The organism is Brachyspira hampsonii (genome assembly GCF_001746205.1).
GTDB lineage: Bacteria > Spirochaetota > Brachyspiria > Brachyspirales > Brachyspiraceae > Brachyspira > Brachyspira hampsonii_B.
The window spans coordinates 229,241-244,613 of sequence record NZ_MDCO01000010.1 but is presented as its reverse complement, the minus strand read 5'-3'; the positions used below and the strand labels follow the sequence as shown (position 1 = coordinate 244,613).

General features: G+C 28.3%; 12 protein-coding genes and 2 pseudogenes. 11 read left to right on the top strand and 3 right to left on the bottom strand.

What is annotated here, in order from left to right; all coding sequences use genetic code 11:
• Positions 1–6: 6 nt before the first annotated feature.
• The 9 genes and pseudogenes from BFL38_RS08770 to BFL38_RS08730 all read left to right on the top strand — a co-directional run.
• Positions 7–363 (top strand): annotated as a pseudogene (locus BFL38_RS08770) (Rpn family recombination-promoting nuclease/putative transposase); the annotation flags it as partial.
• Between the two features lie 185 nt (positions 364–548).
• The gene (locus BFL38_RS08765; RefSeq protein WP_069726698.1) at positions 549–1,550 is read left to right on the top strand and encodes a Rieske 2Fe-2S domain-containing protein; all 1,002 of its coding nucleotides are present in this window, start codon (positions 549–551) and stop codon (positions 1,548–1,550) included.
• Positions 1,551–1,606: 56 nt separating this feature from the next.
• Entirely contained in the window at positions 1,607–1,984 is a 378-nt protein-coding gene (locus BFL38_RS08760; protein ID WP_069726697.1) for an STAS domain-containing protein, read from the top strand.
• Between the two features lie 49 nt (positions 1,985–2,033).
• Complete coding sequence (locus BFL38_RS08755; protein WP_176720567.1) at positions 2,034–3,059, top strand: hypothetical protein; 1,026 nt, start codon at positions 2,034–2,036, stop codon at positions 3,057–3,059.
• Between the two features lies 1 nt (position 3,060).
• The gene (locus tag BFL38_RS08750) at positions 3,061–3,996 is read left to right on the top strand and encodes a bifunctional riboflavin kinase/FAD synthetase (protein WP_069726695.1); all 936 of its coding nucleotides are present in this window, start codon (positions 3,061–3,063) and stop codon (positions 3,994–3,996) included.
• The gene (rpsO, locus tag BFL38_RS08745; RefSeq protein WP_008726355.1) at positions 3,963–4,232 is read left to right on the top strand and encodes a 30S ribosomal protein S15; all 270 of its coding nucleotides are present in this window, start codon (positions 3,963–3,965) and stop codon (positions 4,230–4,232) included. The genes BFL38_RS08750 and rpsO overlap by 34 nt, the downstream gene beginning before the upstream one ends.
• A gap of 69 nt (positions 4,233–4,301) precedes the next feature.
• Positions 4,302–6,440, top strand: coding sequence for a polyribonucleotide nucleotidyltransferase (gene pnp / locus BFL38_RS08740; RefSeq protein ID WP_069726694.1), 2,139 nt, complete (start codon positions 4,302–4,304; stop codon positions 6,438–6,440).
• Between the two features lie 183 nt (positions 6,441–6,623).
• On the top strand, positions 6,624–7,931 hold the full coding sequence (locus tag BFL38_RS08735; RefSeq protein WP_176720566.1) for an ankyrin repeat domain-containing protein: 1,308 nt from the start codon (positions 6,624–6,626) through the stop codon (positions 7,929–7,931).
• Positions 7,932–7,975: 44 nt separating this feature from the next.
• Complete coding sequence (locus BFL38_RS08730; protein ID WP_069726693.1) at positions 7,976–8,422, top strand: C-GCAxxG-C-C family (seleno)protein; 447 nt, start codon at positions 7,976–7,978, stop codon at positions 8,420–8,422.
• Here the strand turns inward: BFL38_RS08730 and BFL38_RS08725 are convergent.
• Together BFL38_RS08725 and BFL38_RS08720 are read right to left on the bottom strand one after the other, a co-directional pair.
• Complete coding sequence (locus BFL38_RS08725; RefSeq protein WP_069726692.1) at positions 8,419–9,594, bottom strand: hypothetical protein; 1,176 nt, start codon at positions 9,592–9,594, stop codon at positions 8,419–8,421. The two genes, BFL38_RS08730 and BFL38_RS08725, sit on opposite strands and share 4 nt — an antisense overlap.
• Before the next feature lie 235 nt (positions 9,595–9,829).
• Positions 9,830–10,387: a helix-turn-helix domain-containing protein gene (locus BFL38_RS08720; RefSeq protein WP_069726691.1), complete on the bottom strand. Its 558-nt coding sequence runs from the start codon at positions 10,385–10,387 to the stop codon at positions 9,830–9,832.
• Between the two features lie 315 nt (positions 10,388–10,702).
• Here BFL38_RS08720 and BFL38_RS08715 point away from each other — a divergent pair.
• Positions 10,703–12,063: pseudogene (locus BFL38_RS08715) on the top strand (GntP family permease).
• Positions 12,064–12,066: 3 nt separating this feature from the next.
• Positions 12,067–13,383, top strand: a complete 1,317-nt coding sequence (gene dsdA / locus BFL38_RS08710; RefSeq protein ID WP_069726690.1) for a D-serine ammonia-lyase — start codon at positions 12,067–12,069, stop codon at positions 13,381–13,383.
• A 187-nt stretch (positions 13,384–13,570) separates the two neighbouring features.
• Here dsdA and BFL38_RS08705 read toward each other — a convergent pair whose 3' ends face one another.
• Positions 13,571–15,364: a phosphoenolpyruvate carboxykinase (GTP) gene (locus tag BFL38_RS08705; protein WP_069726689.1), complete on the bottom strand. Its 1,794-nt coding sequence runs from the start codon at positions 15,362–15,364 to the stop codon at positions 13,571–13,573.
• Between the last annotated feature and the right edge of the window lie 9 nt (positions 15,365–15,373).

Genomic DNA, 15,373 nt, shown 5'->3' with positions numbered 1-15,373 from the left:
TAAAAAAAATTATCTTTAGGAAATACAATTATGAGTAAAGTAATAGATAAATATAAAAGATTCGTAGCTGATGAAAAAGAGATGTCAGCATACAATGAAAGGGATACTTTTCTTTATGGACAGGCTGCTATGCTTCAGTATGAGCGTGCAGAAGGAAAAAAGGAAGGGATAGAAATAGGTTTTCAGCAAGGTATAGAAAAAGGTATAGAAAAAGGTATAGAAAAAGGTATAGAAAAAGGTATAGAAAAAGGTATAGAAAAAGAAAAATATTCATTGGCTAAAAATATGAAAAATGAAAATATAGATATTAACATTATAAGTAAAGTAACGGGGTTAAGTATAGAAAAAATAAAAAACTTATAAGTGCCTGCCAATCGTAGAAATGGTAGGGATTGTTACGAACAAATTTTTTATATATAGATAAAAAATAAAAAATATAAATAATTAACCTTTTTTGTTATCATTTTTGTAAATCATCTTATAAAGTGTTTATTTATTAAAATAACAATATATAATTAGCAATATATAAAAAGTTTGAGGATACATCTATGATATATAACATGTGGTATGCAGTGTTAGATTCAAAAGAAGTAAAGAAAAATAAACCTCTTTTTGCTAAAAGATTAAATAAAAATCTGGTATTTTGGAGAGATTCTAATAACAATATATGCTGTATAGATGATAAATGCTGTCATAGAGGAGCCTCATTATCACTTGGAAAAGTATGTAAAGATAATATAGCATGCCCTTTTCATGGATTTCAGTTTGATAAAAGCGGAAAAACAGTAATAATTCCAGCTAATGGTAAAAGTACAGAAGTTAATAAAAATTTCTTTGTTGAAGGATATGAAGTAAGAGATTTATACGGATTTATTTGGTTTTGGTATGGAGATAAAGATAAAATCAATAATAAAATAATGTTTTCAGATGATTTAAAAGATAAAAAATTCTCATATTCTACAATTAAAGATGAATGGAACAATCATTATACAAGATGCATAGAAAATCAGCTTGATGTTGTGCATATATCATTTGTACATCATAACACTATAGGAAGAGGAAACCAAACGGTTGTTAATGGTCCTTTGGCAGAGCTAGATGAGGATAATAATATATTAAAATTCTATGTAAATAATGTAATTGATAAAGGACAAAAAGCATTAAATGCCTCAGAAATGAAAAAAGAAGATTTTAAATATTTTCTGTACTTTTATTTTCCAAATACTTGGCAGAATTACATATTTGAAAAGATGCGTATATTCGGAGTATTTGCCCCTGTTGATGATGAAAATACTGTTATATATATGAGATTCTATCAAAAAATAGTGAATATTCCTTTTATAAAAAATATAATAAACTTTATAGGCAAAAAATATTCAGATATTGTATTAAAACAAGATAAAAATGTGGTAAAAACTCAATCTAAAAAAGAATCTTATTTGGGTATGAAAGAAGAAAAATTAATACCCGGAGATAAGCCTATAATAATATATAGAAGCAAAAGAGATAAACTAAAAAAGAAAAACAATTCTTTACAAATTAATAATTGATAAATTTATATAAAAAATTCATTGACTAAAAATGAAAAATTTGTTAAAGTAATTTTATGATAAATATTTCATTTGAAAGCAGCTATTATATAAAAGACGATTCTGTTATTATTATATCTTTATATAATAATATATATGATGAGCATCTTCCGCAAATAAAAGATTTATTTTCAGAGTTTATCAGAAAAGATATAAACAGCATTATATTAGATTTATCCGATTGTCTATTTATAGAAAAAGAAATATGGGAATATTTTATAGAACTAAAAAGAGAGTTATCGCATAAAAAAGGCGATTTAGTTTTAGCAAACATGTATGGTGTTGTAAAAAATGATTATAATGTTATGGAATTATCCAATTATTTAGAGTCTTTTAACAATATCAATAATGCTTTTTATAATTTTGGAATATTAAATGATATTAAATCAGCTTAATTTTATTTTTATACTTGAATTTTTCTCTCTATAGATATAATATATAATCATGAAAATCATTAAGAATTTTGTTTCACTTACACTTTTCTTTATAGTGTTTTTTATAATGTATTTTGGTATATATTTATTTAAAGTTATGGATACTAATAATATTTATCAAAACCTGAATATTGATTTAATAAAAAATTTAATGGAGCATTATTTTCTTGCTATTTTTATAGTATCAGGTATTTCCTCTATAATAATAATAGGAGCTTTAAATAAATTTACAGGAAGTTTATCTACTATTATAGTAATAGGTATTCTCGCTTTCTTTATGACATTATATCCGGCTTACACAGTAGCATTTAATAAAAACATAGATTATCTTAGAAATGAACTTAATGATAAAACTTCATTATTCATAGATGATACAGGAAGATATTTTACTAAAATTGATAATTATTTGATAAAAGTAGGATATAAACTGCTAGATAATACTTATAAAAATGTAATACTAATAGATCCTACATTAATGGGAAAATTATATATTGGGGACTATATATATATTACTGATAAAGAAATATCTTTACATGAAGTAAAAGAAATTAGCGGAACTTCAGAAGTAGAAAAGACATCAAGTATATTTAACAGAAATTCTATAGGAAATTATCTATCAAATTTTACAGCAGATATAATTTTCGGATTTGAAGTATTCCCAATAATAGTAGCATTACAAAAAATAATTACTTTAACAGAAATGCCCATTTATGCTATAGGATTATTATTTATTAATTTATGGATTATGCTATTTGCATTTTATATGTTGGGACTATCTTTACATTCCAGACAGTATGTTTATCATAATATACTTAATGCTTTTATATTATATGGTATAATAAAAATAATATTTGCTATATCTATAGAACAGCATAACTTATTAGAAGTAATAATAAGAAATTTAAATTATTGGACTATGAATTTATATATATTTATAGCATCATTAATAACAATAATAATATCATTAGCTTTGAAAAAAATTCTTAATAACGATAAAAAAGCAGCTAATAATTTAGAAACGGATAAAGAATACTAAAATGAATCGAATTATCAATGATTTTTGCAAACTCCCTATAAAAAAAGATAGCATAATAACAATAGGAAAATTTGACAGTGTACATAGAGGTCATCAAAAGCTCATCAAATACACGGTCGAATACGCTAGTAAAAATAATCTAATATCAATAGCAATAGTTATCAAAAAGAAAAATGTATCAATATATAATACAGACGATAATAATGCCTTAATAAAAGCTATGGGGATTAATTATATAATTGTTATTGACTTTTTACCAGAATTTTATACAATGGAAGCTAAAGAGTTCTTTGACAAACTCATAGAGTATTATCGTATGAAGCATATCGCTGTAGGAGCTGATTTTGCATTTGGTAAAGATAGAATGGGAGATTCAGCTTTTTTAAAGAAATATTCTAAAGAATGCGGTATAGGAGTAAGTTTTATAAATTTTCTAAATTATAAAAAAAATAAAATATCAAGCTCTAATATCCGGGAAGCTCTTTCAAACGGCGATGTAGTTAGTGTAAATAAAATGCTAGGAAGAGAATATTCTATGAGCGGATTGGTAGTTCATGGAAATGCTTTAGGAAGAAAAATAGGCTACCCTACTGCTAATTTAGAAATACCTAAAAATATTTTTATACCTAAAATGGGTGTATACAGTTCCACTGTAAGAATAGGTAATTCTGATACTGTATATAAAGCTCTTACTTTTATAGGTATTAGCAATATTAATAAAGAACTAAGAGTAGAAAGCCATATATTAGATTTCTCTAAAATGATATACGGTAAAAAAATAACTGTTGTATTACTTAAATATATCAGAGATAATATTAAAGTAAACTCTATAAATGAAGTTAAAAAATTATTAGAAAATGATGAAAAAAAGATAAGAAAATATTTCAAAAGGAGAACAAAACAATGTCTATCACAGCAGACGAAAAAGCAAAAATAATAAAAGAATTCGGTAAGAATGAAAAGGATACAGGCTCTACAGAAGTACAAGTAGCACTTTTAACTAATCGTATAACTTATTTAAAAGGTCATTTCCAAACTCATACTAAAGATAATCATTCAAGAATGGGACTTCTTAAAATGGTTGCCAAAAGAAGAAAACTTCTTAACTATTTGAGAAAAACTGATATAGAAGCTTATAAAAATCTTATACAAAGATTAAAATTAAGAAAATAAATTTGCTCAATCAAATTTACTTATTTTAATACCCTCTCGGTGATTTGTACTTAATATAAGGAGTAGAATATGGTAACAGTCAAAAGTGTGTTTTGTGGAGAGGAGTTAATTTTAGAAACCGGACTTTTAGCTAAGCAGGCTCATGGTTCTGTAACTTTGAGGCTTGGAAATACAACCATATTAGCAACTGTTGTAGCAGCTAAAGAACCTAATTTAGAATCTGACTTTTTCCCTTTAACAGTAAATTATAATGAAAAATATTATGCAGGCGGTAAAATTCCCGGTGGTTTCTTCAAAAGAGAAGCAAAACCTAGAGATAAAGAAATACTTATATCCCGCATCATAGACAGACCTTTAAGACCTCTTTTTCCTGATGGCTTTAGAAATGAAGTTCAAATAATACCTACAGTGCTTTCGGTAGATACTGATATGCCTACAGATGCTCTAGCTTTAATAGCTTCATCTGCAGCACTTACCATTTCTTGGATACCATTCGGAGGTCCTGTTGCAGCTGTAAGAATAGGGTATAAAAACGGAGAATATATTATCAATCCTAAAAATAGCGAACTTGCCTCAAGCGAATTAGACATCATTGTAGCTGGAAGTAAAGATGCTATTTTAATGATTGAGGGAGAAGCAAAAGAAGTTTCTGAAGAAGTATTTATCGGAGCAATAGAATTAGCACATAAAGAAATGCAGAAATATATTGATATGCAAAATGAAATGGCTTCTCTTTGCGGAACACAAAAAATAGAACAGGAATTATTTGAATTTGATGCTGATTTGGTTAAAACAGTTACTGAATACGGAAGAGCAAAAATAGAAGCGGCTAATTATAATCCTGACAAAACTAAAAGAAATGAAAGTATGGATAATGCTTTTGACGAAATAGAAGAATATATAAAAACTACAACTGAAGATGAAAAATTAATATCTCAGGTTAAAGGTATATGCCATTCTATAGAAGAGGAAATAGTAAGAGAGGCTATAGTAGAAAAATCTATGCGTCCTGATGGAAGAGAATTAGATGAAATAAGACCAATAAGCACTATGATTAATTTAATACCTAGAGTGCATGGTTCTGCTCTTTTCACTAGAGGACAAACTCAATGTTTATCTATAGTTACATTAGGAAGTGAGAAAGATGCTCAGTTAATGGACGATATATACGGCAAAGAAAATAAAACTTTCATGCTTCATTATAATTTCCCTCCATTTTCTGTAGGAGAAGTTGGAAGATACGGTGCTCCGGGAAGAAGAGAAATAGGACATGGAAATTTAGCTGAAAGATCTTTCAATGCTGTACTTCCTACTAAAGACAAATTCCCATATACAGTAAGAGTGGTTGCTGAAATATTAGAAAGTAACGGTTCTTCTTCTATGGCCACAATATGTGCTTCTACTATGTCATTACTTTCAGCCGGTGTTCCTCTTAATGCCAGCGTTGCAGGTATTGCTATGGGACTTGCTACATACAAAGACGGCTATAAAATACTCACAGATATACAAGGTGTAGAAGATCATTTGGGTGATATGGACTTTAAAGTGGCAGGAACTCGTAAAGGTATAACTGCTTTCCAATTAGATATTAAACTTACAGGTATTTCAACTCAAATATTAAAAGAAGCATTAGAACAGGCTAAAAAAGCAAGATACTTTATACTTGATAAAATAGATGCCACTATAACTAGTGCCGGAGAAATTTCTGATTTTGCTCCTAAATACAAAACTATGAATGTTAATCCTGAAAAAATAAGGGTATTAATAGGACCTGGAGGAAAAAATATAAAAGCTATAATAGAGGAAACAGGAAGCGATGTAGAGATACAGGACAGCGGTGTAGTTAACATATTTGCTCCTGATACTCCTACTTTAGATAAAACTATAAAACTTATAAACGCTTATGTTAAAGATCCTGAAGTTGGCGAAGTTTATGACGGAATAGTTAAAGACATCAAAGATTTCGGTGCTTTTATTGAGATACTTCCGGGGGTAGAAGGACTTTGTCATATATCTGAGCTTGCTTATAAACATGTTATGAATGTGGAAGAGGTTCTAAAAATAGGCGATGAAGTGAAAGTAAAAATATTAGATGTTAAGGGCTGCAAATATTCTTTAAGCAGAAAAGCATTGCTTGAAAAACCTGCTGACTATGTTGAAGAAGAACATACAAAAAAAGAAAAAAAACATGGTAAAAAAAGATTCTAATTAAAAAAATTAAATGATTTTGATAATAAAAGGCTGTTATAAAAATATAATAGCCTTTTTTATTTAACAAAAAATATTTTAACTTTAATCTCTAATAATTAATATAATTTAATACTTATTAAAATATTTACTAAAAATATATTGTATGATATTATTTAAACAATTAATATTAAGGATAGTATTATGAAAAATAAAATCATTCTCATTGTGATGATAACAGTAATAACTTTATATGCGGCAAATAATGAAAGCAATAATGATAAAGTAAAAGACATTATCATGAATAATATAGAAACAGATAATACATTGATAGAGCCTAACAAAGAAGCTGATGAATATACTGAAGAAATAAAAGAAGAAACAAGAGATAGTACATTTAATGAAAGTAATAATGAAAAATTAAAAAATACATCAATGACAAATGAAATAATAATGCCTAGCGAAGAATTATTAAAACTATTAGAAAAAAATAAAAATAAAACAGGCGCAGCTGAAATGATTGACTTAATAAATGATGGAGGTATAAATGCTCAGTCAAAAGATGAAATTCTCATAGGTGATATTACACATTATACTAATACAACACCTTTAATGATAGCTTCATCATATAATCATTATGATATAGCAAAAGCTTTGATTGATAATGGGGCTTTAGTTAATTTAAGAGCAGACGATGGATTTAATGCTTTAATGGAAGCTGTAAGAACTGATAATATAGATATGGCAAAATTACTAATAGAACATAATTCTGATTTAAATATAAAAAATAAAGACGGCAAAAATATGATTATGATTGCATGCGAAAACGGCAATGAAGAAATGTTTAATTTATTAGTAGAAAATAATGCAGATATAAATGAAAAATCATCTTGGGGAGCATCTGCCCTTATTTATGCTTCTGAAAAAGGCAATATTAATATAATGAAATATTTAATAGATGCTGGAATAGATGTTAATGGAAAAGCCGATGATAATGGGGATACTCCATTAATTTGGGCTGTTGCAGGACAAAATCCTTATGAAGCTTCAAAACTTTTAATAGAAAATGGTGCCGATGTGAATGCTACAAATAACAGCGGAACTGCTCCTGCTACCATACTTGCCGGATCTGTTCCTGAAGTAGTAAAACTTTTAAAAGATAATGGTGCTGATTTAGATACAAAATTTGCAGATGATGACACTCCTATAGTAATTGCTGCAAGCGTTGGTAATTTAGAAATAGTTAAGGCATTAGTTGAGAATGGTGCTGATGTGAATTATTATCCTAATGATATGAACTACACTGCAATATATCATGCTATAGATCAAGGCTGTTATGAAGTTGCTGAATATTTATTTAAAAACGGAGTAGATTTAAATATAGAATTAAAACCTTCTGATGTTTACGGAGGTGCTATAAAAGAAAGTTATAATCTTTTGGAATATGCTGAAGCTATGCAGGATAAAAAAATGATTGACATAGTAAGCAAATATTATAAAAAGAAAAAATAATTATAATTTTAATATAATCACAAATACTTTAAGGAAGTTAATTTATGAAAACAAATATCAATATTGAAGAATGCATTAATGATGCAAAAAATATGTACGGTAAAGGTTTCGGATGTTCAGAAGCTATAATATATGCTTTAAATAAGCATTTTGAACTTAATTTAAGCGATGATGCTATAGCTATGAGTTCATCATTTTTAAGAGGAGTTGGAGGAAGCGGATGCTTATGCGGTGCGGTTGCAGCTAGTTCTATGTGTTTAGGTTTTTTGTTTGGGAGAAGAGAGCCTAATCAGAAAGTAGATAATTGTCTTAGATTAAGTAATGAATTTCATGACAGTTTCAAAAAAGAATTCAAATCAACCTGCTGCAGAGTGATAACAAAAGGAATGGAGCAAAACTCAGAAGAAAGAAAAAAATCCTGCAAAGATGTTGTTGCTTTCACTACAGAAACTACAGCAAAAATGATAATGAGAGAATTAAATAAAAATTAAAAAATATTATAAAACAAAGGCATTATAAAACATACTATAAAAGCTATGATTCCATAAACATATACATAATGGCTTCTATTGCTTGTTAATATAATGTCTTTTATATTTTTTATACTGTCTAATTTTTTTAATGATTTTATATTATCAAAAATTATCAAAATAAAATGAATAAGCATTATTATATTTGTAAAAAGCAAAGTTAATTTATTTGGACTTGTTCCATATTCTTTTATTCTATATATTGTAGAAATTAAAATTATTATATTAAAAATAAATGCTATTACAGGAAATATAATATAAACTATCTTTGTAAATATGCTTGCTTTATAATCAATACGCACAAAAAATAAATTAACTGTCCCTATAGCAAGAGCTACATTATAAATTATAAAATTGATTCTAATATCATAAGGACTGCTGTATGGTGTTATTGGCACTATTATAGAAAATAAATGCTTAACGATATTATATAAACTTATATACATTATTATTCTTGAAAAGTATATTGATATATTTTTTACATCTTTTTTATAAATAAAATAAATTATAAAAGGAGTAAAAGCAAATATATAAAATACAGATAATATAAAAACATTAAATACAATAAGAGTATTATCAAATATATTAATAATAATACCTTTCAATAAGTTAATTACTACTGCAAAAAACATCATAAACATCACAGAAATAATTGCCGGTATAATAGAAGTTAATATCATAATATTGGCACTGAAAGTAAATGCCTGATTAATATCCTTATAATTTTTATATTCATTGAATGATAAAGCAAACATTATAAAAAATATAATATCTAAAAATAAGTTTTTATTTAAAATCGTATGAACAAAGAAAATAAATTTTTTATCTATATCTATAATATCTTTAAATGTAAACTCTGATGAAGGTATAAAAACACTAAGAATGCCTACAAATAAAAATATTAAAAAAGTTATAACCGTATTTTTTTTATTATTCAAATTAAATAATAAGCTAAAACAAAATAAATAAAAAATCTTAAAAACAAAAAAATAAGATGTTATTTGAGTTATTTTATAATTATCAATATCCATGCCTTTGAAAAATAAAAAATACATAGTAAAAGGCATAATAGAAATTAATGCCGGTATTATAATATTTTTTCGTGATGATATTTTTAACTTTAAATTATTCATAATTGTTTTTTTATTGCTATTTATTTTTTATAGATTATCTATCCAAATAAATAAAAAATCAACTAATACAATTACTATAAAATACTGATTTAGAGTATAGGCGATGTAGTATTATTTAATTATTATATTAATATAAAATATATAAACTTATTAATATAATCAATATAGTAAATGAATAAATAATACTCATATAAAATGCATAATGCTTAACAATAATGCAATAAATACTATAATATTAAAATTCTGGAGGTGTTACGGCAAAAATTATAACACTCTCTTCATCATACAAGTTTTTCCATTTGTGAGGTGCTAATGCTGGTATATATATAGAATCGCCTGGATACATAATAGCCGATTGATCATATATTGTAATTTCTGCTTTTCCGCTTAATAAAAATGCTACCTCCTCTCCTTTATGCGGCATAGGTTCAATAGAAGATTCTAATCCCTTTTCATTTAATATCATTCTTATGAATTCTATATTGCTGCTGCCTTCAGGTGATAGTAATTCATAAGTAACTTCTCTAGTAGCCATTACTTTTCTGTCTTTTTCTTTTAAAATATTTATCTTGCTTTGCTTTTCATCATCTTCTATAAAAAATTGGAATATAGGCACTCCTAACTCTTTAGCTATTGATTTTATAGTATTTAAAGAAGGGTTTGCATTTCCCTTTTCTATCTGACTTAACATAGATGATGATATTCCGCATTTTTTTGCTAAATCTTTTAATAAAATTCCTTTTTTTGTTCTTATATCTTTTATTTTTATACCAATATCTATTTCTTTACACATATCTATTTCTTTTATAAAATTATAATAATATTTGCATTATTATATATTTTTTCTATTGTTTTTCAATACTAATAAAATATTATATAAATATTTATTAAATAATATTAAATTTTAAAAAAATAATTAAATTTTATTAAATTTTTTATTGACTTTCTAGAAAAAATTTACTATCCTAAAATTATAGTGCTAAGCAACAACAATAATAGTATTTAATTATTATAATTACTCACTTTATTTATAGGATAATATTATATTTTTTACTATTAATGTGATTTTCTTAGCATTAAAAACTATATAAATACTAGGAGGTACTTTATGGGTTCAATGTTTGTTATATTTGCTATAGCATTATCAATTTTAGTTTTGATAACACTGACTATATTTGTGAAACTGCATCCATTTTTTGCTTTGTCAATAAGTGCATTTTTTTTCGGCATAATATCAGGTCATTCTATGTTATCAATAATTGATGCCTATTCAAGCGGTTTAGGAGGAACTATATCCGGTATAGGAATAGTAATTGCAATAGGGACCGTTATGGGAGCTTTATTAGAAAAAAGCGGTGCTGCTGAAACAATGGCAGAAACTATATTAAAGATAACAGGAAAGAAGAATGCTGATATAGGTTTGGCAGTAACAGGATATTTTGTATCAATACCTGTATTTTGTGATTCAGCTTTTGTATTACTATCTCCATTAGCAAAAAGAATCAGAAGGATACAGGAGGCAGTATGACTACAATGGCAGTAGCTTTGGCTATGGGACTTCATGCAACTCATATGCTTGTACCGCCTACACCGGGGCCATTGGCTGTTGCCGGTATATTAAAAGCTAATTTAGGTTTAGTTATATTGCTTGGTATGTTAGTATCTATACCTGTAACTATAATAGGAGTATTAGCAGGAAGATATTTCGGTAAAAAATATTATTATTTACCAAATAATATAGATAATAGTATATCAGAAAATACAGATAAAAAGAAACTTCCTTCACCTATTATGAGTTTTTCCCCTATAATAGTACCTATAATTTTAATGCTTCTTAGAACAGTTGCCGTTTTAGAATCAGCACCTTTAGGAAAAGGAGTATTATATAATACTTTGGATATACTAGGACAAACTATAATTGCATTATTCATAGGATTAATAATATCATTTTTTACTTACAGATCTGTAAATAAAAATGATAAAGAAGTATGGACATTTGACGGTATATTCGGAGAGGCTTTAAAAACAGCAGGACAAATAGTTTTAATAGTAGGAGCAGGAGGAGCTTTTGCTACAGTATTGAAATTATCTAATCTTCAGGATATAGTTACAAGTATGTTTTCTGGTATATCTGTGGGCATAATAGTTCCTTTTATAATAGGTGCTATATTTAGAACAGCAATAGGTTCCGGTACAGTTGGAATGATAACAGCTGCTTCTATGCTTCTTCCTTTGGTAGATGTATTAGGATTCAATTCCCCTATGGGATTAGTAATAGCTATGCTTGCATGTGCTGCTGGAGGATTTATGGTATTTCATGGAAATGATGATTTCTTCTGGGTTGTTACTTCTACATCAGAAATGAAACCGGAAGTGGCATATAAAGTATTTCCTATAATAAGTATACTGCAAGCATTAACAGCATTAATATGTGTATTTATATTAAAACTAATATTTTTAAGAGGTTAAAACATGAAAGACTTTACAAATAATATTATAGTAAGTAAATTATCAAAATTAGAAGAAATTGCATGGATTAATAAAAAAGAAATTAGTTTTTCTGAGTATGAAAAGAATTTACCAATATCCGATAAGCAATTGGATGAGGCAGAAGAACGTTTAAAAAGATTTGCTCCTTTCATAATGAAGGCTTTTCCTGAAACTGTAAAATCTAATGGAATAATAGAATCCCCTTTAGAGCCTATATTTAAAATGCAAAGCAAATTAGAAGAAAAATATAATACAAAAATACCCGGAAAACTATATCTAAAACTAGACAGTCATCTTCCTGTTGCAGGTTCTATTAAAGCTAGAGGCGGTGTTTATGAGGTATTAAAACATGCTGAAGATTTGGCAATAGATGCAGGAATGCTAAATATTAATGATGATTATTCTATATTAGCAGATGAGAAGTTTAAAAAATTTTTTTCGCAATATAAAATTCAAGTCGGATCTACAGGAAATTTAGGACTTAGTATAGGAATAACAAGTGCTGCTTTAGGTTTTGAAGTAATAGTGCATATGTCTGCTGATGCAAAACAATGGAAAAAAGATATGCTAAGATCTAAAGGTGTAACTGTAATTGAATATGCTGATGATTACGGTAAAGCCGTAGAAGAAGGAAGAAAAAATTCTGATGCTGATCCGAAAAGTTATTTTATAGATGATGAAAAATCTATAGATTTATTTTTAGGTTATACAGTGGCAGCTAGAAGATTAAAAAAACAGCTTGAAGAAAAAGGTATGGATATAAATGAAAAAAATCCTTTAATAGTATATATACCTTGCGGAGTAGGAGGAGCTCCGGGAGGTGTTGCTTACGGATTAAAAAGAATATACAAAGATAATGTTTATATATTCTTTATAGAGCCTACTTTAGCACCTTGTATGTTATTAGGTTTAGAAACTTCTATGCATGAAAACATAAGCGTAAAAGATATAGGTATAAATGGTATTACTCATGCGGACGGACTTGCTGTAGCAAGAGCATCAGGACTAGTAAGCAGAATCATGGAGCCTATATTAAGCGGAGAGTTTACTATAGCTGACTACAGATTATATGATTATTTGAGATGTTTAAATGAATCTGAAAATATTCAAATTGAGCCTTCTGCTTGTGCATCTTTTCAAGGACCTGTAGAATTACTTAAATGTGAGGAAAGCAAAAAGTATATAGATGAAAAAATAGGTAAAAATATAGAAAATGCCTATCATATTTGCTGGTCTACAGGAGGAAGTATGGTTCCTAAAGAGGATATGGATAATTTCCTAAAAACATATCTTAAATAAAAGAATATAATAAAAAAATAAAGTATGTATAAAAGCCTGAATCTAATATAAAGACTTTTGTACATACTTTCTTTAATAATATAACTATGATACTTAATGATTATTGATAATTTGTTAATTAATAAAAAAGCCAATAGCTTAAAATTAATTAAACTATTGGCAAATTAAAGGAATTTTACTTTATCAATTATTTGCTTAATCTAGCTCTTAATTCTTCTAATTGTTTTTTAAGTCTAGCTGGAAGTCTATTTCCGAATTTATTGAAATGAGCTTCTATTTGATTAGCCTGATCTTTCCAAGCTTCAACATCTACTCTCATAAGTTCTTTGAAATCAGCTTCAGGTACATCTAAACCTTTAAGATCTAAATCGCCTTCTTTAGGCATTTTACCAATAGGAGTGTCAATAGCATCAATTTTGCCTTCAACTCTTTCACACATCCATTTTAATACTCTTGAGTTATCACCAAATCCAGGCCATAACCATTTTCCGTCAGCATCTTTTCTAAACCAGTTTACATAGAAGATTTTAGGAGCTTTATTACCTAATTTATCTCCCATTTCAAGCCAGTGATTCATATAATCACCCATGTTATATCCAGCAAATGGAAGCATAGCAAACGGATCGAATCTTAAAGCACCAACTGAACCAATATTAGCTGCAGTAGTTTCACTAGCCTGACTAGCACCCATAAATACACCATGATCCCAGTTATAAGATTCATGTACTAAAGGCATAACAGAAGCTCTTCTTCCGCCGAAGATAAATATATCTATAGGTACACCTTTAGGATCTTCCCAATCTTTACAAATAACAGGACATTGTCTAGCAGGAGCAGTAAATCTAGCATTAGGGTGAGCACCTTTTTCTCCGCTTTCTGGAGTCCAATCATTACCTTTCCAATCTATACCATGTTTAGGAGCAGGTCCCATACCTTCCCACCATACATCGCCGTCATCTGTTTCTACACAGTTAGTAAATATTGTATTTTCTTTGATAGATTCCATAGCCATAGGGTTAGAATCATAAGAAGTACCAGGAGCTACTCCGAAGAAACCAGCTTCTGGATTGATAGCGTAAAGTCTGCCGTCTTCCGGATTAATTTTCATCCAAGCAATATCATCACCTACAGTTTCACATTTCCAACCTGGGATTGTAGGCTGCAACATTGCAAGGTTAGTTTTACCGCAAGCACTTGGGAATGCAGCAGCGATATGGAATCTTTTGCCTTCTGGATTAGTTAAACGCAAGATAAGCATGTGTTCTGCCATCCAGCCTTCTCTTCTAGCCATAGCAGAAGCAATACGAAGAGCGAAACATTTTTTACCAAGCAAAGCGTTTCCGCCGTAACCAGAACCATAAGACCAGATTAAGTTTTCATCTGGGAAGTGAGAAATATATTTTTTCTCTATTGGAGCACAAGGCCATTTAGTATCTTTTTGACCGTCAGCAAGAGGAGCACCTACAGAGTGTAAGCAAGGTATAAACTCTCCGTCAGAGCCCAATACTTCTAATACTTTAGTACCTACTCTAGTCATTATATGCATGTTACAAACAACATAAGGGCTGTCAGTAATTTCTACACCTATTTTAGCAATAGGAGAACCTACAGGACCCATAGAGAAAGGAATTACATACATAGTTCTGTTTTTCATGCAGCCTTTGTATAATTCTTTCATAGTGCCTTTTAATTCATCTGGAGCCATCCAGTGATTAGTAGGACCTGCATCTTCTTTATCTGGATAACTGATAAAAGTTCTATCTTCAACGCGTGCTACATCAGAAGGATCGCTTCTGAAAGAGTGACTGTGAGGTCTTTTAGTTAAAGGTTTTGCTAAACCTAATTCTACTAAGCCATTCATACAATTATCATATTCTTCTTTACTTCCATCACATACATATATATCTTTTGGCTGACACATATCTGCTGTTTCTTTAATCCAAGCTTTTAGCTTCTCATGTTTTAAATCTTCAACCTTCATGAATAATTA